The organism is Microbacterium mitrae (assembly GCF_008017445.1).
Lineage (GTDB): Bacteria > Actinomycetota > Actinomycetes > Actinomycetales > Microbacteriaceae > Microbacterium > Microbacterium mitrae.
On the sequence record NZ_VRSW01000001.1, the window covers coordinates 1,221,150 to 1,247,814 of the forward strand.

Genomic DNA, 26,665 nt, shown 5'->3' on the forward strand with positions numbered 1-26,665 from the left:
GGAGGGGCTCCAGGAGTGCCGGAGCAGTTCGCGGCCTCGTAGCGAGAGGAGGATCACTCCCTCGCACACAGCTGCTGCGCTCGCGCCGACCGGGGTCGACCATGCACGAAACGCATCAGTGCCAAGGCATCACCGGTGAGGCCGCAGTTCTCTGAGCATACCCCTCGCGACCGCGACATATCCGCTCCGGGCAGCGACCGCGCTGTGACGCGACCGCTCCCCGGGGACTACGGCTCCCCGGGACTGAGGGGCCCTGGTAACTAGGGCCCGAAACTGAACGATGGATCAGCGCTCATGACATGAGCCATCGGCTCCGCGGCCGTCTGAGCCATCGGGACCGCTGCCGTCTGAGCTGCCGGCTGAGCCGCCGGCAACACGGGCGACTGAGCAACGGGCAATGTGTTGGCATACCCGCTTTCGCGGACCTGCGCGGCGACATCGTAGGTGGTGTGGCGCCGGCGGTAGGAGGACGGCGACTCCCCCGTGATCTGTTTGAACGTGCGGAATAGGCGGTCTTCACTGCCAAAGCCCGACAGGTACGCGATGCGTCGAATCGAAAATGATGGCTCGTTGACCAACAACCACTCCGCGTGGGCGGCGCGGCGGTCACGAATCATGGTGGCGATGGATGCGCCACGACCTTCGAACAATCCGTACAAATAGCGCCGCGAAATTCCAAGCGCGGCCGCAATTCGGTCGGCGTCGAGATCGACGTCGGTGTAGTTCTCTTCGATGAGCTGCGTCGCGCGCAGTCGAGTCTTTTGCGTTACGTCTTCGGCGTGCGGATCGGAGTCGTGCAACGCCAGCACACCGACGAGAATCTCGGCGATTCCGGTCTCCAGAACGAGCGCCTCTTCGTCAGTTGCCTCGTCGAAAATGCGAGTCGCCAGGTCGATGATGGCGTGACACATCGCGCAAGCCGGCCACCCCTGTGCGTTGAGTTGGCGAGTGTCGATGCCACGAGACTCCAAGAAGCGAAGCGGGACATGCACATACGTCAGGTATGACCCCGACTCCATCCGTGCCTCGAGCGGCCGGTCCATGCGAAACGACGAGACATCGCCCGGGCGCTGCGTCACCGTCTCCCCGTCGCTTGCCGAGGTCATCGCCCCGTCGTGCATGAATCCGAGTGCGAGGTTAGAAGAAAACTCGTCGCTCAGGTGGTGGTTGTCGCGACGAAGGCTGAGCCCCTCACCGCGGTGCCGATAGAGCGTGAGCCGACGCCCTCGCCAGATGCGCATTTCGGTAGCCGCCGCGCCGTCTCCCCACAGCATGACGTCGGCCATCGCGAACAGGTCGCCGGCTGCCGAGTGATCCGCTGCCGGTGTCTCCCCCGTGAAACTCATGCCACACCTCTCCCATTGGTGCTGTAGCAACGCCGTCGACGTCGCCGCGAGGGCCACTAAACGATGCCTCACGCAGTTTCGGGTGCGCGCAAAGAGTGTTTGATGAACCCCCCAAGATTCATTTCCCCTGAGCCTACCCCGATAATCGACATTTGTGGGACGGTTCCACATCGGATCCAGCACCCGAAACATCTGATGATGCGGGCCGCGCGAGCCCCGGGATCGACTTGAGACAATGGAACCATGACCACGCCCTCACGCCCCGCCGCGAAGACCGCGATGCTGTCGTTTCTCGTCGACTTTGCTCTGGTGGTCGCGTTCGCCGCCATCGGTCGCGCGTCTCACGACACCACGCCATTCGGCGTTGGACTCATCACCACGGCGTGGCCCTTTGTTGTCGCTCTTGCGATCGCGTGGCTGGTGTCATTCGGCTGGCGCCGCCCGACGGCGCTGGTGCCCACCGGCGTCGTGGTGTGGCTCGTGACCGCAGCGGGCGGGCTGGGTATTCGCGTGCTCAGCGGCGACACAGCCGCCGTGCCCTTCATCATCGTCGCCACGATCACGCTGGCGGTGTTTCTGCTCGGGTGGCGTTTGGTGGCGACGCTCGCCACCAAACGCCGGGCTTAGCCCAACAGAAAACCGGCCCAGCGCGCGAGCGCTGGGCCGGTTTTATCTGCGGCTTACAAGAAGCCGTCGGTGAGGTGGTTCGGCGTTCCGAAGCGGTGAGCCGTGACCGACACGGCCTGCTCCTGCACGAACGGCAGCAGCTCGATGCGGCCGGCCTCGGTGACGGCACCCGCGTAGATCGCAACATCAGGCGATCCGTTCGTTGCCTCGGCCACCAGCTCGGTGGTTCCACCGATCAGACGAATCCGCGTGCCGAAACGGTCGTGCCCCAGAGCGCCAACGCGAGCGGCGAAGGCCTCGTCACTTTCAACCGTGACATCGCCAACGAGATGCCCAGCGGCCTGCGCCACGTGACGCGGAACCGCGACGGCGCTGGAGACGGTGACGGTCGCGCCCGCACGCTTCGCAGCACCCAACACGCGAATCAGCGAGACGAGCGGCTGCCCCTCGGAGAGGCGAACGTGTGCGTGACGCGGGCGGTAGCGGAACACGTTGCGCTCGGCGCTCAGGCCGGAGCGGTCAGTGGCCGCACCAAACTCGGCCGCCCACGCCTGAGCGTCGCTAGCAAAGGCGCGCGCGAGCATGGCGCGCTCGGCGGGGGTGCCACCGAACGCGTCTTCGAGCGGAGTGATCGTCGATGCCGGTGCAATGCGAGCTTCGGCAGGCGTCCAGGTTCCGAGGCCAATGAGGTAGTTCGGACCACCGGCCTTGGTGCCAGCGCCGACGGCCGACTTCTTCCAGCCACCAAACGGCTGACGCTGCACGATCGCACCCGTCGTTCCGCGGTTGACGTAGAGGTTGCCTGCTTCAATGTGGGTGAGCCACTGGTTGATTTCGCCAGCATCCAGCGAGTGCAAACCAGAGGTGAGGCCGTAGTCGATGTCGTTGACGATGGCGATGGCCTCGTCGAGCGTCTTCGCGGTCATGATGCCGAGAATCGGGCCGAAGTATTCGACGCGGTGATACTCGCTACCGCGCTGCACGCCATCGCGCACGCCCGGGCTCCACAGCTTGCCACTGTCGTCAAGCTGACGCGGCTCAATCAACCAGGTCTGACCCGACTCAATCGACGTGAGCGCGTTCTTCAGCTTGCCGCGAGCGGGCTCGATGATCGGGCCCATCTGCGTGGTCGCGTCGGCCGGGTAGCCAACGGCAAGTGAGCTGACGGCGTCGAGAAGCTGGTTGCGGAACCGCTGCGACGTGGCGACGGAACCAACGAGCACGACGAGCGAAGCGGCGGAGCACTTCTGACCCGCGTGGCCGAAGGCCGATGCCACGACGTCCTTCACCGCGAGGTCAAGGTCAGCACTCGGCGTGACGATGATGGCATTCTTGCCACTGGTCTCGGCAAGAAGCGGCAGGTCTTTGCGGAACGAGCGGAACAGTTCGGCCGTCTCGTAGCCGCCGGTGAGGATCACGCGCTCCACCGACGGGTGCGAGATCATGCGCTCACCGAGAGCGTTGTCGGCCAGCTGCACGAACGACAGCACATCGCGCGGCACGCCAGCCTCCCACAGCGCCTCCACCATGACCGCACCAGAGCGACGAGCCTGACGGGAGGGCTTGATGATGACGGGCGAGCCTGCCGCGAGCGCGGCGAGCGTCGAGCCTGCGGGAATGGCGACCGGGAAGTTCCACGGCGGAACCACGACGGTGAGCTTGACGGGCGCGTAGGTGGCGCCGTCAACGTCGTCGAGCTCCTTGGCGAGTTCGGCGTAATAGTGCGCGAAGTCGATCGCTTCTGAGATCTCCGGGTCAGACTGGTCAAGCGTCTTTCCGGTCTCGGCGGCGGAGACCTCCATGAGGTCGGCGCGGCGCGCTTCGAGGGCGTCGCCAGCGCGGTGCAGAATCGCGGCGCGTTCCGCGCCGCTCATGGTGCCCCACGAGGTTCCGGCAGCCACGGTGCTATCGATCACGGTGTCGAGCTCACCCTCGGTCGCGATGACCGAAGCGTCAACCGTTGCCTGGCCGAGGGCCGAGGTCTCCGACTTCGCCAGAATCTCGCGACCCCAGCCGCGGTTTGCGGCGACGGCGGGGTCGGTGTCTGGGGTGTTCTCGAAGTGGTCAGTCGCTGCCGGGGAGGCCGCCTGGGTGCGGTCTTGCACGCGGTGCGCGCCCGGAACCGTGGTGTCCAGGTCTGCGAGAGAGGCGAGGAAGCGCTGCTTCTCGCGCTCAAACAGCTCGGCGCTTTCGCTCAGTTCGAACACGGCCGACATGAAGTTGTCGGAGCTGGCGCCCTCTTCGAGGCGGCGAATCAGGTATGCGATGGCAACGTCGAACTCCTGCGGGTGCACCACCGGGGTGTAGAGCAACAGTTCGCCCACGTCACGCTTGACGGCCTCGGCCTGGCTCTGTGCCATGCCGAGCAGCATTTCGATGTCGATGCCGCCCGTCACGTCGCGCTGCTTCGCCAGCAGCCACGAGAACGCAATGTCAAAGAGGTTGTGGCCGGCAACGCCGATCTTGACGTTCTGGATGCGCTCGGGGTCAAGCGAGTACTCCAGCACGCGCTTGTAGTTGGTGTCTGAGTCTTGCTTGGTGTGCCACGTCGCGACGGGCCAGCCGTGCAGCGATGCGTCAACGTGCTCCATCGGGAGGTTGGCACCCTTGACGACGCGCACCTTGATCGCGGCACCACCGTTGGCGCGACGAACGGCCGCCCACTCCTGCAGGCGAATCATCGCCGCGAGAGCGTCAGGCAGGTAGGCCTGCAGCACGATGCCGGCCTCAAGGTTGTGAAACTCCGGCTTGTCGAGAAGCTTGGTGAAGACCGCGATCGTGAGGTCGAGGTCTTTGTACTCCTCCATGTCGAGGTTGATGAACTTCGCCGGGCTGGCGGCGGCTGCGCGCTCGAACAGCGGCGTGAGGCTCGCGACAACGTGGTCAACGTCTTCTTCAAACGCCCACGGCGAGTGCGGGCTCACGGTCGATGACACCTTAATTGACACATAGTCAACGTCGGCGCGCTCAACGAGAGCAATGGTTCCGTCCAGGCGGCGGCTTGCCTCTTTGCTACCAAGCACAGCCTCGCCGAGCAGGTTCATGTTGAGGCGAATGCCGGGCTTCTTGATGTGCGAGATGGCCGCGCCGAGCTTGGCGTCGGTGGCATCAACGATGAGGTGGCCGACCATGTTGCGCAGCACCTTGCGGGCGATCGGAACCACGACGCCGGGCATGATGGGCGCAGCGATGCCGCCGAGGCGCACGGCGGCGCGCAGCGGCCAGGGAAGGAACGCCGGAACCTGGGGCGCGACGCGACGCAGGTTGTGGGCGGCAACCTTGAGGTCTTCTGGGCGCACAACGCCGTCAACAAACCCCACGGTGAAGTCGAGGCCGTTGGGGTCTTTCAGCACGCCGGCCAGGCGCTGACCAGAAACGTCAGGCGGAATCGACGCGGCCGTTTCAAGCCAACGATGAACGAGCGCGATGGCCTCGTTCGCGAGCGCGTCGCGCTCGGTAGTGGTGAGTCCGGCTGATCCGGATTGCGCCTGTGCGGCAACGGCTGTCATGGCATTCCTTGGTTATGGCAGAAGTACGTCATCTTGATTATGAACACCCCGACGCATAAGCAAAAGCGACGAAAGCTAACGAGTAATGATTAGCTACCATTAAGAATGGCGAGGAGGTCACCATGCTCGATGTTCGACGATTGCGGTTGCTGCGTGAAGTGCAGGTACGCGGAACCATTGCGGCTGCGGCCGAGGCGCTGAACTTCACCCCGTCGGCCGTGTCACAGCAGCTCAGTTTGCTGGAGCAGGAGACCGGTGTGGAGCTATTGCGCAGGGTCGGTCGCCGCGTGCAGCTCACGCCGCAGGCCGAGATTTTGGCACGCCACACCGATGAGCTGCTCGACACGCTGGAGCGGGCGGAGGCCGATCTCTCGGCGTCGCTGACGACCATCTCCGGCACCGTGCGCATGGCGGTGTTCCAGTCGGCCATGCTCGCACTCCTGCCCACCACCCTCACTCGCATGCACCAAACGCATCCGGAGGTGCGCGTCGAGATGACGCAGCACGAGCCCGAGACCGCGCTCGCCGACACGTGGGCCCGCGACTTCGATCTCGTGGTCGCCGAACAGTATCCGGTTCACGCCGCCGCCTGGTATCCGGGGCTGGATCGACGAGAACTTCTGCGCGACGCGATTCGTCTGGCCGTGCCGCCCGGCGCGAGCACCTTCGACCCGATCTCATCGCTCGCCGACGCCGCCCTGGTTCCGTGGGTCATGGAACCTCGCGGTGCCGCCTCTCGCCACTTTGCCGAGCAGGCTTGCCGGAGTGCCGGGTTCGAACCTGACGTGCGCTATCAAACCGCCGACCTACAGGCGCAGATTCGCCTGATCCGCTCGGGCAACGCGGTGGCCTTCATTCCCGATCTGCAGTGGGCGGGCGAAAGCCCCAGTTGTACGTTGATCGACCTGCCAGATCAGCCTCGGCGCACGATTTTCACCTCGACGCGCGAGTCGAGCGCCGGTCGCGGTGCCATCGTCGCCCTGCGCGAAACGCTCGAAGCGGTCGCACGCGAACACGTACCGGCAGCCTGAGGCGCAAAAAACGCGGTTCTTTCGCGTTTGTGACGGCACGGCAGAACTTCTCTCAACAGAGCCAGAAAATCGCGCCGCATTGCGCGATTCGTTGCCTATGGTGATTCTCACGCGCTCAACAGCGCTGGCTCGGTGCACGGTCGATCTGATCACGCACCTGCCGATGAGGCTCACTCTTCTCGTCGGTGAACCTGACGGAGTATCTGCCGCCGGTTCGACTCCTTCGTTGCCGCAGCATGCGGCGTATTTCTGGCGTTCTCGCCTTGCCGTAAGGAACCGACGTGACCATCATGGATCCCATTCGCACCACCACCCCCGCCGAGCAGCTGACGATCGACGCTCTCGCCTACCACGAGCACCCGCGACCGGGAAAGCTGGCCGTCACGCTCACCAAGCCCGCGGAGAACGCCCGCGATCTGACCCTCGCGTACAGCCCCGGTGTCGCCGCCCCGGTGCGCGCTATTGCCGCCGATCTTGACGATGCGTATCGCTACACGAACAAGGGCAACCTGGTGGCGGTGATCAGCAACGGAACCGCGATTCTGGGTTTGGGTGCGCTGGGCGGGCTCGCCAGCAAGCCCGTGATGGAGGGCAAGGCGTTGCTGTTTCGCCACTTCGCCGGTGTCGACGCGATTGACATTGAGACGGAGGAGCGCGACATCGACAAGTTCGTTGACGCGATCGCCGCGATCTCACCAACGTTTGGCGGCATCAACCTCGAAGACATCGCCGCACCCGACTGTTTCGAGATTGAGCGCCGTCTCATCGAGCGGTGCAACATTCCGGTGTTTCACGATGACCAGCACGGAACCGCGGTGATCGCGGTTGCGGGACTGCTGAACGCGATTGAGATCCAGGGCAAAGACATGGCGGAGGTGCGCATCGTGTGTGCCGGGGCCGGCGCCGCCGGTATCGCGACCTTCCGCCTGCTGCGCGCCGTCGGCTTTCCCGCCGAAAACCTCACGCTGGTCGACAGCTGCGGCGTGGTGCATGCTGACCGCACCGACCTCAATACGTTCAAGCGGGAGTTTGCCCGCACCACCGAGCACCGCACGCTTGCCGACGCCATTGCTGGCGCCGACATCTTCCTCGGCGTTTCTGGCCCTGGCGTGCTGAGCGAAGACATGCTGCGCTCCATGGCCGAGCGTCCGATCGTGTTTGCCATGGCTAACCCTGACCCAGAGATCTTGCCGCACGTGGCCAAGGCCGTGCGGTCAGACGTCATCATCGCGACCGGTCGCAGCGATTTTCCCAATCAGGTCAATAACGTGTTGGGGTTTCCGTTCATCTTCCGCGGCGCGCTCGATGTGCGGGCCACGGCGATTACCGAAGAGATGAAGGTTGCCGCGGTGTTGGCGCTTCGCGACCTCGCTCGCCAGCCTGTTCCCGCCGAGGTGGAGGCCGCGTATGAGGGCGAGCACTTCACCTTTGGGCCCGACTACATCCTGCCCAAGCCCGTTGACCCGCGATTGCTCGGAACCATCTCCGCCGCCGTCGCTCGCGCCGCCGTTGACTGCGGTGTGGCGTTGCGGCCCTACCCCGCCCACTACCCGCTCGCCTCGACGGACGACATCCCCTTCGGCTAGCGGCCGGCCCGTTCAGCGAGAACACGCCGCGCCCGAGACGAGTCGTGCGGCGCACGTCGGAGATGTTGTCCGCTGTTCCCCGCCACGCCGCGGATTCGTCACACCAGTCCCACCCTTCCCGACCTCAGACAACACTCACGGTCGCGGCTTGAGGCGGCAGCGCCTGGCGCCGGAGAACGACCGACCCGAATCTTCGCCTGGTCTTCGAAACACAACTCAGTGGTTCCGTTTGTCGTTTGTCGGAACCTCTGTGACGAATGAGGCGCTTCCCCGGCGTTTCGGGTGTCGAGCGGCAACATCTCCGACGTGACGCAAGGCGGGGGCGGAACCACGGAGCGGGCGGAACCACTGCGCGGGCTGCGGGGGCGGGGCACCGTTTGCGCGGGGGCACGAGCGGAACCACTGCGGGCGGAACCATTGGGCGGGCGGGGGCGGGGTACCGTTTCCATTCGCTGCCCTGTGGACGCGACCGAGCCCCCGGGCCACCCAACCCTCCGGCATCGACGCCAAGTTGCGAGGCATCCGGGCATCCGGGCATCCGGGCATCCGGGTGCCTCGCAACGAACCGAGGTTACAGTTCCACCGGCGGCATCGGTTCGTTGTCTTCTACCTCGGGGTGACGTGCGAGGTTCACGATGCCGGCCGCGAGCCCGCCCCAGACGGTAACCATGGCAACGATCATCATGATGGTCGCTTCAGTGCTCATCGCTTCGGTCCCTTCTGAACGCGCACCGACCCGGTTTCTGGGTCGGGTTCATACGCCTCTACCGCGAGGAATTCGTCGTACCCTGGGTCGTCTTTCGCGTGCGACTTCGCGCTCCACGGCAGCAGCGACAGCAGAATGCCACCGACCACCAGCAGCGCAACCATTCCCCAGCCGAAGATGCCCAGCAGCCATACCGGGTAGCCCTCATATGGTTCCGTCAGCTTCTTCTGGAATTCGCTGAACAGCAGGTAGCCGAGCACGATCGGAACCACGACAGCCACCAGGAGGCGCCAGAGGATGCCAATGCGGAAGCTGGAGCGACGGTTGAGGTGCTCCTGCAAAACCGGGAGCTTGAAGAGCACCCACGACACCACGATCACGGTGACGAAGGCCACCGCCATGATGCCAAACGCATTCACAAACGCATCTGTGGTGTCGAGCACGACCAGCGCACTCGTCGTGGAGAACAGCGCCATCGAGATGATCGCCAGCGGAATCGTCACCACGAGCGTGGTGCTGATTCGGCTCCAGCCGAGCTTGTCTTGCAGGGCGGAGACGATCACTTCAAGAATCGAGATCATCGAGGTGATGCCGGCAAAGACCAGCGCCCCGAAGAACAGCACCCCGATGATGCTGCCTCCTGCCGCTTGCGAAACGATCGTCGGGAAGGCAATAAAGGCGAGCCCGATGCCGGAGGTGGCAACATCTGCAACTTGGGTTCCAGCCGCCTGGGCCATGAAGCCGAGAGCGGCGAAGACACCGATACCCGCAAGAATTTCGAACGACGAGTTCGCGAAGGCCACGACCAGGCCAGAGCCCGTGAGGTCGGTCTTGCGCTTGAGGTATGACGAGTACGTCACCATGATGCCGAAGGCCACCGACAGTGAGAAGAAGATGTGTCCGTAGGCGCTAGCCCAGACGCCCGGGTCTCGCAGGGCCTCCCAGTTGGGCTCGAAGAACGCGTTCAGGCCGTCGAGCGCGCCGGGCAAGAACAGCGCCTGCACCACCAGGATGAGAAACATCACGGTCAGCAGCGGCATGAGGATCATGTTCGCCGCGCCAATACCGCGCTTGACGCCCAGAATCATGATGCCAATCACCACGATCCACACGATGACGAGCGGAACCCCGACCTGCGGCACGAAGGTGGTGGAGATGCCTTCCTTCGGGTCCCCCATCTGTAAGAAGTCGGAGAAGAAGAAGTCCTGCTCGTTGCCAGCACCCCAGCTGAGTTGGGCGGAGAACCAGGTGTACATCACCGACCACGCCACGATGACGGCGTAGTACACCGAAATCACGACGCAAATGAGTACCTGCCACCAGCCCAGTGGTTCCGCTGCCCGATGCATACGACGAAACGCGAGCGGCGCGGAACCGCGGTAGCGGTGGCCGATGGCGTAGTCGAGAAAGAGGAGCGGGATTCCGGCGGTGAGTAGCGCGCAGAGGTACGGAATCAGAAACGCACCGCCACCGCCCTCATAGGCGACGTACGGAAAACGCCAAATGTTTCCGAGGCCGACGGCGGAGCCGATCGCGGCAAGGATGAAGACGTTTCGGGATCCGAACGCCTCACGACGGTTGGGCTGCGTCTTTGCTTTGGCCATGTCAGTGACCCTACCCGAGCAGCCACCGGTAATCGAGACTCCCGCGCCCAGCGGTCGGTCGTTGGCTCGCCCCGAGGTGCCGTGGCACACTATCGGCAGGCCTCACGACAAAGGAAGACTCCATGCCAGAAGCAGTAAAGCCGCTCATTCCCAGCGGCTACGACATGGGGTGGTGGCTGGTCGCCGGCCGCCGCGCCACGGCACGGAGCCTGTCATGAAGATTGTGGTCGCCGGAGGCACCGGAACCATTGGGCAGCTGATCGTTGCGGCCGGTCGGGAGCGCGGATATGACATGGCGCCGCTCGCGCGCAGCACCGGAGCCAACGTGCTCACCGGTGAGGGACTGGATGCGGCGCTGGCAGGCGCAGATGCCGTGATCGATGTGACCAACACCATGACGCTATCGGCCAAGAAGGCACGCGCGTTTTTCGGGACGGCAACCAGCAATTTGTTGGCGTCGGCGCAACGCACCGGCGTCGGCCACCATGTCGCACTGTCCATCGTCGGGATCGATAACGCCGACGCGTCGTATTACGCAGGCAAGCTCGAGCAGGAGCGCCTCGTTGAAGCCTCCCCGGTGCCACACACGATCGCCCGCGCCGCACAGTTTCACGAATTCGCCGCGCAGATTCTGGCGGGAAGCAACGGCCCCTTCGCCCTGGTTCCGCGCACCCTCATGCGCCCCGTCGCCGCGCACGACGTTGCCGTGCACCTTCTCGAAGTTGCCGATTCGGCGCCCACCGGTCGGTCACGCGACCTGGTCGGCCCGCGCGATGAGGTGCTGGTAGATCTGGCGCGCAAGTACCTCGCGCACCGGGGCGAACGCCGCCGCGCGATCGAGGTGCGTCTGCCCGGCCGGTATGGCGCCAATCTCGCGTCCGGCGATCTGCGCGGCACCGATGCGGCTCTGCAAACCACGGTGACGTTCGATGAGTGGCTCGCCGAACAGCCGACCCACCCCTGAGAGTGGCTACTCTTCGCGGGTGCGTTCGACGCTGACGCCGACCGTCACCACGGTAAACACGCACACTGCGATGACGGCTTCTGCCCAGAAGAAGGCCAAATAGTCGATCAACGAGCCGATGGGCGGGGAGCCGGGCGCGGCATTGCGAAAACCTGCGATGGCGAACAGGGTCGCTGCCATCCAGCCGAGCGCGGGCCACACCAAACCGCGGCGGCGGGAGACCACGAACCAGGCGCCGGTGGCGACCGCAATGGCGAGTGCCCACATCGCAGCAATCATGAAGATGGCGAAGGTGAGCACACTGCCAGAGCGGCGAAGTTCAAGATCGACGATCGCGGTCTGCGACTCGCTGAAGGCTTCGGCCGAGGCGGAGAACAGCGCGTCACGGTTGGTGAGCGTGAGGTGAACGTCAACGGTGCGTCCGCCATAGCGCGCGGTGAGTTCGATGGGCGCCGTGTGCCGATCGAAGGGGTACGCGGTAATGCCGGTGCCGCCCAGCACGACGGCAACGTCAACCGTGGGAATGCGCTCGCCCGCGGGAAAGAACGGGTCGGTCTTGACGGCGGCGGAGGTGAGAATCTCGAGGTCTTCGCCGGGAGAAAGCCCGGCCTCGGTGGTGAGGCTGCCGCGCGGAATGACCAGCAGCCGCAGGGTGAGCTCGCCACTGGCGGCATCAACGCGAATCACGGTGGCTTCAATATCGACACGGTCGGCCGAGGCGGTCGATCCGACATCAACGACCTTGGCGCCTCCGCTGGACTGCGACCACACGGCGACAACGACGATCATCGCGATGGCGACGATGGCGATCGCCGCGCCGACAATCCAAGGGCGACGATTCGCGGTTGTTGTCATGCGTCAGTCCTCAGGCGTGCCAGGCAGGTCGTGCGTCGCACAGTGAATGCCACCGCCGCCCGAGGCGATGGTGTCGATAGCCACCGGAACAATCTCCCGATCCGGAAACTGCTCGGCCAAAATGTTTTGCGCCTCGCGGTCTGCCGCCTTGTCACCAAACTCCGGAACGAAGACCGCGCCGTTGGCAACATAGAAGTTGACGTACGACGCGAGGAAATCGTCACCCTCACCGCGGATGAGCGAGAAGTCCGGCTGCGGCAGCTCGATGACTTCGAAGGGTTCACCATTCGCGTCGATGGCCTCATCGAGCACGTCGCGCGCCTGGGCGCTGGAGCGCGCCCATACGTCGTCTGGCGCTCCCGGCCCCGGCACATCAAGCAGCACAACGCCGGGCGCCACAAAACGCACCAGCGAGTCAATGTGCGCGTCGGTGATGTCTTCGCCGTACACGCCGTCGAACCAGATGACCTTCTTCATGCCCAGCAGTTCCATCAGCCGCGCCTCGATTTCATCGCGCGACAGCCCCGGGTTGCGGTTGTCGTTCACGATCGAGCTTTCGGTGACCAGCAGGGTGCCGAGTCCATCGGTTTCTAGCGAACCGCCTTCGGCTACCAGGTTCGCTTTCAACCGCGGAATGCCCAACTCTTCGAGCAGCGCCGCCCCGACGAGCGCGTCGTTCGCGTGCTCCTGCTTGTCGCCCCAGCCGTTGAAGTTGAATCGACGCCGGTCACGCCGTCTGCGCCTTCGACGAACACCGGAACCGTGTCGCGCGCCCAGAGGTCATCGACCGGCATGGTGATCACTTCGACGTTCTTGCCTGCCTGGTACTCGGCATCTTTTTCGTCGCCGGGCGATGCCATCAGAATCACGGCCTCAAATTCGGCGATGGTCGCCGCGAGGTTCGCGATGTCTTCGCGCACGTAGGGCAAATCATCACCCCAGATGCGTGCGGTCGGCCACGACATGATGGTGAGCTCGTGGCTCTCCCACTCCGCGCCCAATCTCCTGGTTCCGGTCATCGTGTTCTCCCCACCCGAGGTTGGCCGATTGCCTGACGAGGTCGGTGCGCATCCGGCGACGCTGGCGCCCAACAGGCCAACGCCGGCCAGCGTCAGCAAGCTCCGCCGCGAGATCGAGAAGTCACCCATGCGTGCACCCTTCGGTATCAGTGATTTCACACACTACGGGCAGCACGCCCCCCCCCAACACCATCGCCGAGCCGTGGCGCGCCGAGCACCCGGGCGCACCGGGCACGGGTGCGGTTGCGGCGCGCCTCAGAGCCCGCGCATCCACTCCTCGATGCCGCTGGCATCGATCGGTAGGTCGGCTGACAGCAGCTGTGAACCGGTTTCGGTCACCAGCAGGTCGTCTTCGAGGCGCACGCCGATGCCACGAAGCTCGGGCGGAATCGAGAGGTCAAACGAGTGAAAGTAGAGCCCAGGCTCGACCGTGAGCACCATGCCGGGCTGCATTCGAGCACCCTGGTAGGCCGCGTAGCTTGAGGTGGAGCAGTCATGCACATCGAGGCCGAGATGATGCCCCACACCGCACACCAAGTAGCGGCGGTGCTGCTGGCCGTCTGCCGAGAGCGCCTCGTCGACAGAAACATCGAGAAGACCCCAATCGTGCAGTCCCTGGGCGAGTACCTCCATGGACGCCACGTGAAAGTCGCTCCACTCTCGCCCCGGCCCGACGGCGGCAAGGCCCGCGCGGTGCGAGCGCTCCACGAGGTCGTGCACCTGGCGCTGCACCGAGGTGAACGATCCCGAGGCAGGAAAGGTGCGCGTGACGTCTGCGGTGTAGCCGGAGCACCGTTCCACACCCATATCAAGCAACAGCAGCGCCTCCGGGTCAACGTCTCCGTCGGCCCGCACCCAGTGCAGAATCGGCGCGTGCGCGCCCGAGCCAACGATCGTGGTGTACCCGGGGCCGTTGCCCACCGTGCGCGCGTGGCGGTCAAAGGTTCCTTGCAGCCAGCGTTCGCCGCCAAAGCGCACGGCAGACGGAACCTCGGCAACGGTCGCCGCGAAGCCGTCGACGGTTGCCGAGACGGCTGAAGCCAGTTCGTCGATCTCCCACGCGTCTTTGATCATGCGCAGTTCGCCAAGCACGCGTCGCAGCCCGGGGGCGAGGCCGAGGCCCGCGAAGGGTTCGGCCGCGGGCCCGGTGTGAGTGGGCGTGCCCGCGATCAGCGTTGCGGCGTCAAGGCGAAGCTCATCGATCGGCCGGGTGGTGATGGCGAGGGCGTCGGCGTATTCCGCGAATCCGGGCATCGGGCCCACCCACAGCTCGCCGCGAAGCGGCGCGCTCCAAAAGCCGTCATCGCCCGGTCGGAAGGGAGCGGGAAAGTAGAGCGTCGCGTCGTGCCCACCCGCAACGGGGTCAAGCACGAGCACGGCGTCTTCAATGCCCGCACCGACGAGCCACAAGAAGTCACTGTCGGCGCGAAAATCGTAGGCACAGTCATTCACACGCATCGGGGCACGACCCGATGCCACCGCGAGGCGTTGCCCGACAAACGCGGCAGACAGTCGCGCGCGATGTGCGGCAGCCGCAGCAGCCGCGCCCGCCGGAACCATGGGCGTGCGATCCGCTTCGCCCCAGCCGGTCTGCATCGAGCGAATGAACCCGGGAGACAGAGTCAGTTTCGGCATGCGCAGATCGCGCTCGGCCGGTGACGGCATTGATGAAACCGGGGTCTCGTGATGACCAGACATGACTTCCTCTCACAGCACCATTGCAATACGTGACATATTACACACCACCCACTAACATGGCGTCTATGCCAGATGTCATCACCGATCTCATCCTCGTCGATGGCGCACAACTCACGGGCCGCGTGAGCATGCGCGCCGCCATCACCGCCATCGGTGATGCTCTCCGCGGTGGTTTCGACCCAGAAAATGACCTGCCGCGCAGCATTCAAGACGTAACCAACGGCCAACTCCTGCTCATGCCCGCGGCACTCGATGGTTCCGTCGGCCAAAAATTTGCGACGGTGGCACCCAGCAACCCGGCGCGTGGCCGCGAGCGTATTCAAGCCCTGTATATCTTGGTCGACGCCGAGACACTGACGCCCACGGCGATCATCGACGGTACGGCGCTCACGAGCCTGCGGACCCCCGCGGTGTCTGCCGCCCCCGTTGACCTCCTGGCGAGTAGCGATGCCGGCGATCTCGTGATCTTCGGAACCGGCCCGCAAGCCGTGCGCCATGTCGAAGCCATGCAGGCCATCAGACAGCTGCGCACGGTGCGGTTTATCGGGCGCGATGCTGGCCGAGTCGGCGACGCCGTGCGCGCGGCAGAACAGTACGCGCCCGCCGCAGACATCGTGCCGGGCACGATCGATGACGTGCGCCGGGCCGACCTCATCGTGTGCGCCACCTCCGCCACTGATCCACTGTTCGCCGCAGAGCTGGTGCGAGACGACGCAACCGTCGTCGCCATTGGCTCTCACGAGCCCGAAAAAGCTGAGCTTGATCCGCAGCTTCTTGGCCGCTCGCAGGTCGTTGTCGAGAGTCGACGCGTCGCCGCCACCGAGGCCGGCGATGTGATTCGTGCGGTCGCCGCCGGAACCATGGCAGCGGCGGATGCGGTGACCATGAGTGAACTCTTCACCGGCGTCGCGCGCGCGGCGACCGACCGCCCGCGCGTGGTCAAGACCTGCGGCATGGGATGGCAAGACCTCGTCGTTGCCCGACTTGCGATCTAGCAGCACACTCGAAACCTGAGAAAGAAGAGCCGTCATGCAATGGAGCACAGAAGACTGGCACACGGCCGGAGAGCCGTTTCGTATCGTGCGACACGTTCCCACACATGGCACGACCGTTGCCGAACGCCGGGTCGAGGCGATGCACGGTGAGGCAAACGAGGTGCGCCGCTTCTTGTGCCTAGAGCCCCGCGGTCACGACGACATGTACGGCGGATTCATCACTCCGCCCGATGACGACGGCGCCGACTTCGGCGTGCTGTTCTGGCACAAAGATGGCTTCTCGACCGCATGCGGCCACGGAACCATTGCGCTGGGGGCGTGGGCGGTGCGCACCGGCTTGGTCGCCGCAGACCCCGACGGTGAGACGGTCGTCACCATTGACGTTCCGAGTGGGCGCGTGCAGGCGCGTGTGCGGATGCACGGCGGCAAGATCGAGGAAATCGTCTTTCGCAATGTCGAGTCTCGCGTGCTGGAGCGCGGCATTGTGGTTCCCACCTCGCGCGGTGAGGTTATGGTCGACCTGGTCTTTGGCGGCGCGGTCTACGCGACGTTGGCGGCAGAAGCCGTTGGCCTGCAGGTGACGCCGCAGCACACGGCCGAGCTCATCGCGATTGGCCGCGAGATCAAGTGGGCGCTCAATGACCACCCGGCAGCCCAACTCGCCGACGATCGCCTCTCCGGCGTGTACGGCACGATCCTGTTCGATGATCTCGGCCGCACCACAACCGGGCCGCATCAGCGAAACGTCACCGTCTTCGCAGACGGCGAAGTGGACCGCAGTCCCTGTGGTTCCGGAACCGCGGCACGCGTTGCACTGCTGGCGGCAACGGGCGCACTGGCCGATGATGAGCTCCTCACCCACGACTCGATTATTGGCACGCGCTTCATCGCGCGAATCGCTGAGCGCACGGCCGACGGGGTCATTCCCGAAGTGAGCGGAACCGCGTACCGGGTAGGCGCGTCAACATTCGCACTCGATGACGGCGACCCGCTCGCCACCGGCTTTAGCCTGCGTTGAAAGGACGACATGCGAACCGCCTCTCTCACCATCACCGGCGCTCACGTCTGGGACGGCACCGCCTTTAACCGGCGCGACCTCTTTATTGTCGATGGTTCCGTCGCCGATGCCCCGGTCACGGCGAGCCCGGTGCTCGACGCGAGCGGCCAGTGGATCATTCCCGGGCTGATTGATGCGCACTTTCACGCCTACGCCACCAGCATGGACGGGTTTGAAAACGAACGGGGGCCGCTGAGCTACGCGGCCCTCAACGGCGCGACCCGCCTCTCCAAGGCGCTGGCTCGTGGCTTCACCACCGTGCGCGATGTTGCCGGCGGCGATATCGGTCTCGCCCAGGCGATTGATCGCGACCTGTTTGCCTCACCCCGATACCACTTCACCGGCCCCGCGCTCAGCCAGACCGGCGGCCACGGCGACCCGCGCGCCGCGCACGTCGACGTCTGCTTCTCGCACGGCCACATGTGTGAGGTTGTTGACGGCGTTGACGCGCTGCGCCTTGCCGTGCGGGAGCGGCTACGCACCGGCGCGCACGCCATCAAAGTGATGGCTTCGGGCGGCGTTTTCTCCCTCACCGACCCGATCCGCGTTCCGCAGTATTCGCAAGAAGAGTTGCGCGCCGTTGTCGATGAGGCGAGCCGCCGCGGCAGCTACGTGTGCGCTCACGCGTACTCGTCGGAGGCTGTGCAACATGCGATTGCAGCCGGCGTGCGTTCTATCGAACACGGCAACCTCATCGATGCTGAAACGGCGGCGCTCATGGCGGCGGCCGACGCATTCTTGGTTCCGACTCTCGCCGCGTACGACGCAATGGATCGCCGCGGCGCCGAGATTGGCCTCAATGCCATCTCGCTCGCCAAGAACGCCGAGGTGCTGTCGCTGGGCCAGCGTGCCGTGCAATTGGCACACGAAGCCGGAGTGCGAGTTGGGTTTGGTAGCGACCTGATGGGCGATCTTGAAGACGATCAGCTCGCGGGGGTGCGCCTCCAGGTCGAGGCCAGCGGCGCCGCGGCCACCCTGCAGTCGATGACCACCGTAAACGCCGAGCTCATCGGCGATGTGGCGCTCGGCCACCTCGGCGCTGGCGCGTACGGTGATGCCGTCGTGCTGTCGGCGAATCCACTGACGGAACCATCGGCACTGTGGCAGCAGAGCGCGCGCGTCGCCGTGATTCGCGGCGGCATCCCGATGTGACCTGGTGTCAGCCGTGACTTGGTCTCTGCCGTGACCTGGTGTCGAGCGGGCCCGAACCCCACTCGACACCAGGAGCTTCACCCGGCGCGGGCGTAAGCGGGTGCCGTGCTCAGCACATCGCGTCCGGCGAGAAGCACCAGCCGTTCGGCGTCTTCTGTCCACATCACTTCGGGGTCTTGCAGCACGTTTCCCGGGTAGAGCACCAGGTCTGCCCGCAGTCCCACAGCAATGCGGCCGCGGTCGGTGAGACCCATGATGTCGGCGTTCACCGCGGTTGCAGACACGATCGCACGCGCGGTTCCGAGCACCTCAACGTGAATGCGAAAGCCGGCGAGCTGTTCGTCGTCGAGGTCGCCCATGAGGTCGGTTCCAAAGCCCACCCGCACTCCGCTGTCGGCGGCGAGGCGTGTGGCCTCACGACCCTTCTCCAGCACCACCGCGTTCTTGCGTCGATTCTCTTCCGACATGCCAACAGCCGCGCCGCGCCTCGCCATCGCCTCGTAGGCGATGAGAGTCGGAACCAGGGTGGTGCCGGCGGCTGCCATCATGGCGATCGTCTCTTCGTCAATGAGGTTGCCGTGCTCGATGCCAGCTATACCGGCGGCAACCGCGCGCTGCACGGCGTCTGATGTGTAGGCGTGGGCGGTCACATAGGTTCCGAAGCGCGTCGCCTCATCGACGGCGGCGGTGAGTTCTTCGAGCGAAAACTGCGAGACGTGCAGCGGGTCGGAGTGGGAGGCCACCCCGCCAGAGGCCATCACCTTGATGGCGTGCGCGCCATCGCGTAAGAACGCGCGAATCGTGCGGCGCACCTCGATCGGCCCATCGACGACGACGCCCATGTGGTGGTGCTCCGCGCACGAATCGACCCCGGGGTGATGGTTGTCGCCGTGCCCACCCGTCTGGCTGAGCGCGGGCCCGGTGTAAAAGTAGTCGGGTGCGTCAAACACGCCGCGCTCGATGGCGCGGCGCAGCCCGCGGTCGCCGCCGGCCACGTCACGCACCGTGGTGAAGCCGCGCCGCAACGCATCGCCGAGCTTTCGGCTGGCCTGCAACGCGACAAAGCTGGTGGGGCTCGAATCGATGCCAAACACATCAAACTCCGACGCGTAGGCGTGAAAGTGTGCGTCAATCAGCCCCGGCATGAGGGTATGACCCCGCCCGTCGATGACGACGGCGCCCTCCGGCACCGTGCCGCCGGGCTGGCGCACATCGTGAATTCGGTCACCACGAATCTCAACCGTCAACCGCTCCCCCGCGGGGCGTTCCGCATCGACAACGAGGGCGTCTTCAATAACAACGATCCGCTCGCTCATCGCGCCGCCGCCGTTGCCTGCTCGGTGATCCACATGCGAATCTCGCGCTCCAGCACCTCAAGCGGAACACTGCCGAGATCGAGCACCGCATCGTGAAAGGCGGCCGGGGTGAAGCGCTCCTGGAGTGCGTCTTCTGCCGCACGGCGCAACTGTTCGATAGCGGCTTGTCCGAGCGCGTAGGAGGGCGCCTGCCCAGGCCAGGCAATGTAGCGATCAACCTCGGTCACGACCTCGTGCTCACCGATGGCGGTGTGCTCTCGCAGGTAGGCGATGGCTTGCTCGCGCGTCCACCCCAGGGCGTGAAGCCCCGGGTCAATCACCATGCGCACCGCCCGCCACATCTGAAATGACAGCATGCCCAGCAACTCAAAGTCGGTGCGGTACATACCCATTTCTACGCCAAGGCGTTCGGTGTACAGTGCCCACCCTTCGCCAAACGCCGAGATGTACGACTTCTTGCGAAAGTCCGCCAGCCCCTCGTTTTCTACCGCGTGCGCGACCTGAAAAGCGTGGCCGGGCGCCGCCTCATGCAGGGTCAATGCCATCAGCGAGTACAGCGGCCGCTGGTTGAGCGGATAGGTGTTGAGCACGTAAAGACCGAGACCCCCGCGGCCGAAGGTGTAGAACGGTGCGAGGTCTGCGGGCGGCTCTTCAATGCGAAATCGGGAGCGCGGAACCACGCCAAAGTACTTATCGACAACGCCGTCGAACATCTTCGCCTGCCAGGCTGCTTCGTTGAGCAGCTCCTGTGGTGTGCTGGCGTAGAACTGCGGGTCGGTTCGCATGAAGGCGAACAGCGCGGCGAGGTCGTCGCCGTACCCGAGTCGATTCGAGATCTCGCGCATCTCGGCCAGGATGGCCGCGACCGCCGCCAACCCGCGTTGATGAATCTCTTCGGCGCTGAGCGTCGTCGTGGTGAATTCGTAAAGCTGATCGGCGTAGTACTCCGCGCCATACCGCGCGACGCTGGAGACCTCTTCCGGCAGGCCGGGCAGATATTCGTCTGTCAGAAAGTCGGCCAATTCCGCATACGCGGGGATGATCGCTTCGTCGACGATCCGTTGCGCGGCCTCGCGCCGCTCGGCCACCGCCTGCGCCCCCAATCGCTCTGGCAGTGTCGCGAAAATGCCGCGAAACGCGTTGCCCTCATCGTCGTTCGCGACGGAGCGGGCCGTCGCGTCTCGGCCAATCATGGTGATCCGCGTCGGCCCAAACCCACGCGCGAGGCCCGCACGCATATTGCTGATGATCTCGCCCAGGTACCGCGGAATATCGGCCAGCATCGCCAGGTATGCGTCGGCTTCCGCCAGCGTGCGGTAGTCCCGCCGCGCGCCGTCGATCAGCTCGTTCCATGGCGAGCTATCAGAGTTGGCCGGCGCCTCGTACTGCCGGTGTTTGATCTGATCTAAGCCGATGCGCGTTTGGTACGCCAATACGTCGAGATCGGCCCGGCCAACACTCGAGAGTTCGTCTCGCGCAATCGCGTCAAGCTCGTCTCGCAGGGCGTGCCAGTGTTCGGCGCGCGCCTGCTGTGCGGCGGGTGAGACGGCGGGCAGCCGGTCGGCGACGTCATCGTCGATCCAACTGATCGCATTGCCAAACTCGTTCTTGCGCCACACCCACTCGGCTTCGGCAAGCGCACGCACGCGCTCGTCTGCCGGTGTCGTCTTCGCCTCTACCTGAGTGGCCGACGATGTCATGACATATTCCAATCTGCCGGAAATTCCGGCGCTGCGGCAATGAGATCTCTGGTGTACTCCGCCTGCGGGTCATCGAGAACCTGCTCCGCGGTTCCGAGCTCTTCGATGCGGCCGCGGCGCATCACGGCGATATCGGTCGCGACCAGTCGCACCACCGAGAGGTCGTGAGTGATGAAGATGTAGCTGAGCCCATAGTCCAGTTGCAGATCAACCAGCAATCGCAGCACCTGAGCCTGCACCGAAACGTCGAGGGCCGAGACGGCCTCATCGCAAATGATGAGTTCTGGCCGGCATGCGATGGCGCGGGCAATACCAATGCGCTGCGCCTGACCGCCGGAGAACTGTGACGGCAACCGGTCAACGTGGTTGGGGTTCAGCCCCACGCGCTCCATGAGGTCTTGCGCAAACCCGCGCAACTCGCGACCAGGATTAAGCGACTGATACCGCAGCGGTGCCGTGATGATCTCTTCAACCGAGTGCCGCGGGTTCAGGCTCGAGTACGGGTCTTGAAAAACGAACTGCACGTTTTTGCGAAACTGGCGCATGCTGGCCGGCGACGATGCCGCCGTAAACGACTCACCGGCGAGCTGCACCGAACCCGAGGTGGGCTCCAGCAGCATGCCGCACATGCGAGCAAGCGTTGACTTGCCCGATCCGGATTCGCCGACAACGGCGAGGGTGGAACCACGAGTGACGGACACAGAAACATCGTCAACCGCCACAAATTGCGATTTGTGCAGCCCACGCCCAACGGTGAACTCCTTGCGCAGATTCTGTGTCTGCAGAATGGGTGTTGATGCATCGGTCATGAGAACTTCGCCCCCTCCCACGGATCCTTACTTTGCGAACCAGGAACCGGAATACTGGTGGTCGTGGTCGGCGAGAGCCGGCTGTCTGCCAAGCGCGGCGTGGCCTTGAGCAGCATGCGGGTGTAGTCCGATTGCGGCCGGGTGAACACGTCGCGGGTGGGGCCTTGCTCTTGAATCTTGCCGTTTTGCAGCACCACGACGTCACGTGCCATCGTGCTCACCACTGCCAGGTCATGCGTAATGAACAGCAGCCCGGCGCCCGTCTCATCCTGAAGTTCGCGAATCAAGTCGAGCACGCGCGCTTGCACCGTCACATCGAGCGCCGTCGTCGGCTCGTCGGCGATCACCAGCGATGGCCGACAAACGAGCGCCATCGCAATCATGATGCGCTGACGCATGCCGCCGGAAAATTGGTGGGGGTACTGGTTGATGGTCTCTTTCACGCGTGGAATACCCACCCGCTCCATCGCCCCAATGGTCAGCTCGTAGGCCTCGGCACGGCTCGCCTTGTTGTGCGCGCGGTACGCCTCGCTGATCTGATTGCCGACGGTGTAGTACGGGTTCAGGCTCGACAGCGGGTCTTGAAAGATCATCGCGATCTCCGCCCCGCGAATCTTGCGCATCACGGCGTTGGGAGCACCCAGCAGTTCGCCGCCGCGAAAGCTGACCGACCCCGTTGTGGTGGCCCCCTTCGGCAGCAGCCCCATGATGGCGAGCGAGGTCAGCGACTTGCCCGACCCGGACTCACCAACCAAGCCGACGGTTCCACCCTTTTCAATGTCAAAGCTCACGCCGTGCGTGACCTCAACGCTCTGTTTGCGGCTCTGCGGCACGCTGATGCTCAGGTCGGTGACGCTCAGCAGCGGCGCGGTGGTGTCAACCTTCTCGGTCATGCGTTCGCTCCCGTTCGTACCCGCGGGTCAAGCAGCGAGTAAATAATGTCGACCACGAGGTTGGCGACCACGACGAGCGTCGCGGCGACGAGGGTGAAGCCCATGATGACCGGCTGGTCGTTGGTGGCGATGGCGTCGCGCGCCATCTTGCCGACGCCATTGAGACCGAACACCGTTTCGGTGATGAGCGCGCCGCCGAGAAGGGCGGCAAAGTCCATACCGACCAGGGTGACCAGCGGCGTCAGCGCCGGACGCAGCGCATGCTTGCCAACCACAACGCGCTCACGGAGACCCTTCGCCCGCGCGGTACGCACGTAGTTTTCGCTCAGGGTGTCGATCACATTCGACCGCGTCACGCGCGTGTAGATCGCGGCATACATCAGCGCCAGCACGATCCATGGCATGAGAAACGATTGGAACCACAGCACCGGGTTTTCGGCGAAGCCGACGTTCTGCGGAAACGGCAGAATCTTCAACTGCACTACGAGTATGAACTGCAGAAGCAGCGCCACGAAGTAGTTCGGCAGCGCGATGCCCAGCAGCGACCCGATGCGAATGGTGGAGTCAATCGCGGTGCCTTGGCGCAGCGCCGCAATGATGCCGCTGATAACGCCGAAGAACAGCCACAGAACACAGGCGCCGATCGCCAGCGTCAGCGACGTGGGGAAGCGGTCAAGCATCATGACCTTGACCTCTTGGCCGGTCTGAAAGCTGTACCCGAGGCAGGGTGCGGCGCACTCGATAACGCTCGTGCCACTCTGCATGGTGCGACCGACGAAGAGCCCGGAGACAAACGTGACGAACTGTTCGATAAACGGGCGGTCAACGCCCAGTTGCTCACGAATCGCGGCAATGCGGTCGGGCGTGCACGTCTGGCCGCAAATCAGAGTCGCAGGGTCCGGCGACAGCCAGAAGAAGATCGCAAAGGTGAAGAAGCAGACGACGGCGAGGGTGAGCACCGCAAAGCCGATGCGGCGCAGGAGATACCACAGGTTCACGATGCCACCGTCTTTCCGAGCTGTCGCTCGAGTTCATCGCCGATGATCATGCAGGACAGCACCGTGAGGGTCAGGAAAGTGCCGGGGATGATGAAGAACATGGGTGAGGTGGAGAACCACGGAACCGCGGAGAAGATCATCTGACCCCACGAGGGCTCGGGGGGCCGAACGCCGACACCGAGAAAGCTCAGCCCGGCTTCTGTCGCAATAAAACTCGGAATCATCAGCGTCACCATCACGATGATGGTTCCTGAGACGTTGGGCAGCACCTCGCGAAAGATGATGGAACCACGTGAGGCGCCAGAGGCGCGGGCGGCTTCAACAAACTCGCGGTTCTTGACCGACATGACCTGCCCGCGAACGACGCGGGAGATGGCCGGCCAGCCGAAAACGCTGAGCACGATGATCAGCATGACCATGCGGTTGACCTCGGGCACGGCCGAGAGAATCGCGATCATGAAGATGAGCGCCGGAAACGCCATGATGAAGTCGGTGATGCGGGAGATCACCATGTCGGTCGTGCGGCCGAAGTACCCGGCCAGCACGCCCAGTAGCACACCAATCGTCGCGGTGAGGATCGTCGCGATAGCCGCGATGAGAAGGGATGTTCGCGCACCGAAGAGCACGCGTGCAAAGAGGTCGCGACCGTTGAGCGGCTCGACGCCGAAGGGGTGCTCGGCGCTGATGCCACCGAGGGGGCCGATCGGCAAACCTCCCAACATGGGATCGATCAGATCTTCGTTGAACGTGTACGGGTCAACGCCGATCCATCCGGTGATCAGAGGGGCAAAGATCGCGGCGAGAATCAACAGCACCAGAAAGGTGGCGCTGGCGATGGTTGCCGGCGTCGATGCCACGGCCCGGCGGAACCGGGCGAACACCTTTGGTGCTCGCCGCGGTTCCGCAGGCCCCTGACCCTCAAGCCGTGTTGGGAGGTTCAGAGCAGCCACGATGTTTACTCGCCGACCTCTTTGAGACCAAGGTTGGCGTAGTAGATGTAGCCAGTCTGGGCCGGGTTGGAGAACGCGCCGCCAACGTTGGAGCCCGTCATCTGCAGGGGCGTGTCACGCACCAGCGGCACAACGGGCGCGAGGTCCATGATGGCCTTGTCGATGGCAACGTACTCCGCCTGCTGCGCTTCGGGATCGGTCATCACGCTTGCTGCATCGAGGCGCTCGGTGATGCTCGGGTCGTTGAGCTGCGAGTTGTTGTAGTTACCCGTTTCGTAGATGCGGTTGCCCGAGAACAGCGGCGACAAGAAGCCGTCACCGTTCAGCCACGAACCGCACCATCCGGTGATGGCGATGGGGTTGGCCTGGGTGGGGGTGTAGATGACCTCGTAGTAGGTCGAGGCGTCAATGATGTTGAGCTTGACGTCAATGCCCACCTTGGCAAGCGATGCCTGCACGGACTCTGCCTGCGCCTGCCACTTCGGCAGTGCGCGCACATCCATCGTCACCTCGAAGCCGTCGGCGTAACCGGCCTCGGCAAGAAGCTCCTTCGCCTTGGCAACATCGCCCTTGTGGTCGGTGCTGGGGTAGGTGTCGAAGTCTTCCCAACCAGGAATCGACGGCAGCAGCATGTCGGTGGCAACACTCGCCATGGCCGGACCGCCGGTCGCGGTGATGACGCTCTGCTTGTCGACCGCATAGTTCACGGCCTGACGCACCTCGAGCTTGTCGAACGGCGCCTCTGTGGTGTTCATCGTCATGTACGTCGTGCAGTTGGGGATGTCACGCACGGTGCGAGCCTTGATGTCGGCGGCCTGCAACTTGGCGACGTTCGCTGCGAGCAGCGACGACGACGAGATGGCGTTCTTGTCATCACCCTGGCCGGCAAGCAGGCGCTGGTCGATGGTGTTCTGGTCGAGTCCGAGCTGAAACTCGAAGCCGTCAGGGTACGCCATGCGCACCTCGTCGGTTGCCGGATCCCACTCTTCGTTGCGCACCAGCTCCAGCTTGGAACCACGCGTGTACGAGTCGACCTGGTAGGGACCCGATGCGATGGGCATCTCGTCCAACTGCGTCGTCGTGGCGATTTGGTCTTTGGGGAACGGCGTGAACATCTGCATGGCGGCAACTTCGGAGAAGCTCGCCAGGGGCTGCTCGAGGGTGAAGGTGATCTCCTTGTCACCGTTCACGGTGATGGATTCCAGACCGGCAGGGTCTTTGTAAATGCCCTCGTAGTCTTTGGCGCCCTTGATGTACTGAATGTGAAAGTCGCTACCAACGCGCAGCGCTTGATCCATCGAACGCTCCAGGGCGTACTTGATATCAGCGGCGACAATCTCGGTTCCGTCTTGGTACTTGATGCCGTCTTTCAGCGTGAAGGTCCACTCGGTGAAGTCTTCATTGGGCGTTCCCGCATCGGTTGCCAGGTCGCCGACAACCTCGGGCGAGGCCATGCCGGGCTCGAACTTGTAAGTGGTGAGCTGGCGGTAGATGAGTTGGTAGAAGTTGTTCACGCCACCGTCATTGCCCATGGCTGGGTCGAGGTGGGAGAAATCCGTGGGGCTCAGCACGATGACGGTGCCGCCCTTGACGGGGTCGCCGGTGTAGACGGCAAAGCCGAGGTCGTCAACCATGGCGCCCGCACCGGCCGTGGCGTTGCCGCCGCCGGTGGTGTTTCCGGTGTCGCCGGCGCCACATCCGGTGAGCACCAGGAGGGCGGCAGCACTCGCCGCCAGCAGGGTCTTTCTTGTTCGGTTCACAGCAGGTCCCTTTCCTCGTCGTTGAGGTCTTTCAAAGCCGAACGCTCAGATGGCTGACAACGCTCGGTTGGTACAATGCGGCATGTGATA

The 26,665-nt window shown here is 64.4% G+C and carries 21 protein-coding genes and 1 pseudogene; 7 read left to right on the top strand and 15 right to left on the bottom strand.

The window, feature by feature from the left end; translation table 11 throughout:
* Positions 1-260 precede the first annotated feature (260 nt).
* Positions 261-1,346 (bottom strand): AraC family transcriptional regulator, encoded by a 1,086-nt coding sequence (locus tag FVP60_RS05645; protein ID WP_187240574.1) that lies wholly within the window; start codon positions 1,344-1,346, stop codon positions 261-263.
* A gap of 243 nt (positions 1,347-1,589) precedes the next feature.
* On the opposite strand from FVP60_RS05645, the gene FVP60_RS05650 reads away from it, so the two are divergent.
* Positions 1,590-1,973: a DUF3054 domain-containing protein gene (locus FVP60_RS05650; protein WP_147825243.1), complete on the top strand. Its 384-nt coding sequence runs from the start codon at positions 1,590-1,592 to the stop codon at positions 1,971-1,973.
* A 53-nt stretch (positions 1,974-2,026) separates the two neighbouring features.
* On the opposite strand, the gene FVP60_RS05655 is transcribed toward FVP60_RS05650, so the two are convergent.
* Positions 2,027-5,482, bottom strand: coding sequence for a proline dehydrogenase family protein (locus FVP60_RS05655; RefSeq protein ID WP_147825244.1), 3,456 nt, complete (start codon positions 5,480-5,482; stop codon positions 2,027-2,029).
* 122 nt (positions 5,483-5,604) lie between these two features.
* Between FVP60_RS05655 and FVP60_RS05660 the strand changes: the two genes are divergently transcribed.
* Positions 5,605-6,513, top strand: a complete 909-nt coding sequence (locus tag FVP60_RS05660) for a LysR family transcriptional regulator (RefSeq protein WP_147825245.1) — start codon at positions 5,605-5,607, stop codon at positions 6,511-6,513.
* 290 nt (positions 6,514-6,803) lie between these two features.
* The gene (locus FVP60_RS05665) at positions 6,804-8,099 is read left to right on the top strand and encodes a malic enzyme-like NAD(P)-binding protein (protein WP_147825521.1); all 1,296 of its coding nucleotides are present in this window, start codon (positions 6,804-6,806) and stop codon (positions 8,097-8,099) included.
* 571 nt (positions 8,100-8,670) lie between these two features.
* On the opposite strand, the gene FVP60_RS05670 is transcribed toward FVP60_RS05665, so the two are convergent.
* Complete coding sequence (locus FVP60_RS05670) at positions 8,671-8,805, bottom strand: methionine/alanine import family NSS transporter small subunit (protein ID WP_147825246.1); 135 nt, start codon at positions 8,803-8,805, stop codon at positions 8,671-8,673.
* Positions 8,802-10,409 (bottom strand): sodium-dependent transporter, encoded by a 1,608-nt coding sequence (locus tag FVP60_RS05675; protein WP_147825247.1) that lies wholly within the window; start codon positions 10,407-10,409, stop codon positions 8,802-8,804. The genes FVP60_RS05670 and FVP60_RS05675 overlap by 4 nt, the downstream gene beginning before the upstream one ends.
* A 214-nt stretch (positions 10,410-10,623) precedes the next feature.
* On the opposite strand from FVP60_RS05675, the gene FVP60_RS05680 reads away from it, so the two are divergent.
* Positions 10,624-11,373 (top strand): SDR family oxidoreductase, encoded by a 750-nt coding sequence (locus tag FVP60_RS05680; RefSeq protein ID WP_147825248.1) that lies wholly within the window; start codon positions 10,624-10,626, stop codon positions 11,371-11,373.
* Between the two features lie 6 nt (positions 11,374-11,379).
* On the opposite strand, the gene FVP60_RS05685 is transcribed toward FVP60_RS05680, so the two are convergent.
* From FVP60_RS05685 to FVP60_RS05695, 4 genes and pseudogenes are all read right to left on the bottom strand, one after another.
* Complete coding sequence (locus FVP60_RS05685; RefSeq protein ID WP_147825249.1) at positions 11,380-12,228, bottom strand: DUF4436 family protein; 849 nt, start codon at positions 12,226-12,228, stop codon at positions 11,380-11,382.
* A 3-nt stretch (positions 12,229-12,231) separates the two neighbouring features.
* The gene (locus tag FVP60_RS05690) at positions 12,232-13,005 is read right to left on the bottom strand and encodes an agmatine deiminase family protein (protein ID WP_246132503.1); all 774 of its coding nucleotides are present in this window, start codon (positions 13,003-13,005) and stop codon (positions 12,232-12,234) included.
* Positions 13,006-13,022: 17 nt separating this feature from the next.
* Positions 13,023-13,376: pseudogene (locus FVP60_RS13310) on the bottom strand (agmatine deiminase family protein); the annotation flags it as partial.
* Between the two features lie 126 nt (positions 13,377-13,502).
* Positions 13,503-14,945 carry an aminopeptidase P family protein gene (locus FVP60_RS05695; RefSeq protein WP_246132465.1) on the bottom strand — a complete coding sequence of 481 codons (1,443 nt, stop codon included), beginning with the start codon at positions 14,943-14,945 and terminating at the stop codon, positions 13,503-13,505.
* A gap of 65 nt (positions 14,946-15,010) precedes the next feature.
* On the opposite strand from FVP60_RS05695, the gene FVP60_RS05700 reads away from it, so the two are divergent.
* The 3 genes from FVP60_RS05700 to FVP60_RS05710 are packed head-to-tail and all read left to right on the top strand — an operon-like array spanning position 15,011 to position 18,149.
* Entirely contained in the window at positions 15,011-15,940 is a 930-nt protein-coding gene (locus FVP60_RS05700) for an ornithine cyclodeaminase family protein (RefSeq protein ID WP_187240575.1), read from the top strand.
* Between the two features lie 34 nt (positions 15,941-15,974).
* On the top strand, positions 15,975-16,958 hold the full coding sequence (locus FVP60_RS05705; RefSeq protein WP_147825251.1) for a proline racemase family protein: 984 nt from the start codon (positions 15,975-15,977) through the stop codon (positions 16,956-16,958).
* Positions 16,959-16,967: 9 nt separating this feature from the next.
* Positions 16,968-18,149 (top strand): metal-dependent hydrolase family protein, encoded by a 1,182-nt coding sequence (locus tag FVP60_RS05710; protein ID WP_147825252.1) that lies wholly within the window; start codon positions 16,968-16,970, stop codon positions 18,147-18,149.
* 77 nt (positions 18,150-18,226) lie between these two features.
* Here the strand turns inward: FVP60_RS05710 and FVP60_RS05715 are convergent, their stop codons facing one another.
* Genes FVP60_RS05715 through FVP60_RS05745 form a run of 7 tightly spaced genes read right to left on the bottom strand, consistent with a single transcriptional unit; the run spans position 18,227 to position 26,575 of the window.
* Positions 18,227-19,498, bottom strand: a complete 1,272-nt coding sequence (locus FVP60_RS05715; RefSeq protein WP_147825253.1) for a metal-dependent hydrolase family protein — start codon at positions 19,496-19,498, stop codon at positions 18,227-18,229.
* Positions 19,462-21,165, bottom strand: coding sequence for a DUF885 domain-containing protein (locus FVP60_RS05720; RefSeq protein ID WP_147825254.1), 1,704 nt, complete (start codon positions 21,163-21,165; stop codon positions 19,462-19,464). The genes FVP60_RS05715 and FVP60_RS05720 overlap by 37 nt, the downstream gene beginning before the upstream one ends.
* The gene (locus FVP60_RS05725; RefSeq protein ID WP_147825255.1) at positions 21,162-21,974 is read right to left on the bottom strand and encodes an ATP-binding cassette domain-containing protein; all 813 of its coding nucleotides are present in this window, start codon (positions 21,972-21,974) and stop codon (positions 21,162-21,164) included. Before FVP60_RS05725 ends, FVP60_RS05720 begins: the two co-directional genes overlap by 4 nt.
* Entirely contained in the window at positions 21,971-22,867 is an 897-nt protein-coding gene (locus FVP60_RS05730; protein ID WP_147825256.1) for an ABC transporter ATP-binding protein, read from the bottom strand. The genes FVP60_RS05725 and FVP60_RS05730 overlap by 4 nt, the downstream gene beginning before the upstream one ends.
* Positions 22,864-23,865 carry an ABC transporter permease gene (locus FVP60_RS05735; RefSeq protein ID WP_246132466.1) on the bottom strand — a complete coding sequence of 334 codons (1,002 nt, stop codon included), beginning with the start codon at positions 23,863-23,865 and terminating at the stop codon, positions 22,864-22,866. Before FVP60_RS05735 ends, FVP60_RS05730 begins: the two co-directional genes overlap by 4 nt.
* The gene (locus tag FVP60_RS05740; RefSeq protein ID WP_147825257.1) at positions 23,862-24,815 is read right to left on the bottom strand and encodes an ABC transporter permease; all 954 of its coding nucleotides are present in this window, start codon (positions 24,813-24,815) and stop codon (positions 23,862-23,864) included. The genes FVP60_RS05735 and FVP60_RS05740 overlap by 4 nt, the downstream gene beginning before the upstream one ends.
* 5 nt (positions 24,816-24,820) lie before the next feature.
* Positions 24,821-26,575 (bottom strand): ABC transporter substrate-binding protein, encoded by a 1,755-nt coding sequence (locus FVP60_RS05745; RefSeq protein WP_147825258.1) that lies wholly within the window; start codon positions 26,573-26,575, stop codon positions 24,821-24,823.
* Positions 26,576-26,665 lie beyond the last annotated feature (90 nt).

Coding starts and splice junctions, on each gene's coding strand:
- FVP60_RS05645 (WP_187240574.1), bottom strand. CDS start 1,346: ATGAGTTTCACGGGGGAGACACCGGCAGCGGATCACTCGGCAGCCGGC.
- FVP60_RS05650 (WP_147825243.1), top strand. CDS start 1,590: ATGACCACGCCCTCACGCCCCGCCGCGAAGACCGCGATGCTGTCGTTT.
- FVP60_RS05655 (WP_147825244.1), bottom strand. CDS start 5,482: ATGACAGCCGTTGCCGCACAGGCGCAATCCGGATCAGCCGGACTCACC.
- FVP60_RS05660 (WP_147825245.1), top strand. CDS start 5,605: ATGCTCGATGTTCGACGATTGCGGTTGCTGCGTGAAGTGCAGGTACGC.
- FVP60_RS05665 (WP_147825521.1), top strand. CDS start 6,804: ATGGATCCCATTCGCACCACCACCCCCGCCGAGCAGCTGACGATCGAC.
- FVP60_RS05670 (WP_147825246.1), bottom strand. CDS start 8,805: ATGAGCACTGAAGCGACCATCATGATGATCGTTGCCATGGTTACCGTC.
- FVP60_RS05675 (WP_147825247.1), bottom strand. CDS start 10,409: ATGGCCAAAGCAAAGACGCAGCCCAACCGTCGTGAGGCGTTCGGATCC.
- FVP60_RS05680 (WP_147825248.1), top strand. CDS start 10,624: ATGAAGATTGTGGTCGCCGGAGGCACCGGAACCATTGGGCAGCTGATC.
- FVP60_RS05685 (WP_147825249.1), bottom strand. CDS start 12,228: ATGACAACAACCGCGAATCGTCGCCCTTGGATTGTCGGCGCGGCGATC.
- FVP60_RS05695 (WP_246132465.1), bottom strand. CDS start 14,945: ATGTCTGGTCATCACGAGACCCCGGTTTCATCAATGCCGTCACCGGCC.
- FVP60_RS05700 (WP_187240575.1), top strand. CDS start 15,011: ATGCCAGATGTCATCACCGATCTCATCCTCGTCGATGGCGCACAACTC.
- FVP60_RS05705 (WP_147825251.1), top strand. CDS start 15,975: ATGCAATGGAGCACAGAAGACTGGCACACGGCCGGAGAGCCGTTTCGT.
- FVP60_RS05710 (WP_147825252.1), top strand. CDS start 16,968: ATGCGAACCGCCTCTCTCACCATCACCGGCGCTCACGTCTGGGACGGC.
- FVP60_RS05720 (WP_147825254.1), bottom strand. CDS start 21,165: ATGACATCGTCGGCCACTCAGGTAGAGGCGAAGACGACACCGGCAGAC.
- FVP60_RS05725 (WP_147825255.1), bottom strand. CDS start 21,974: ATGACCGATGCATCAACACCCATTCTGCAGACACAGAATCTGCGCAAG.
- FVP60_RS05730 (WP_147825256.1), bottom strand. CDS start 22,867: ATGACCGAGAAGGTTGACACCACCGCGCCGCTGCTGAGCGTCACCGAC.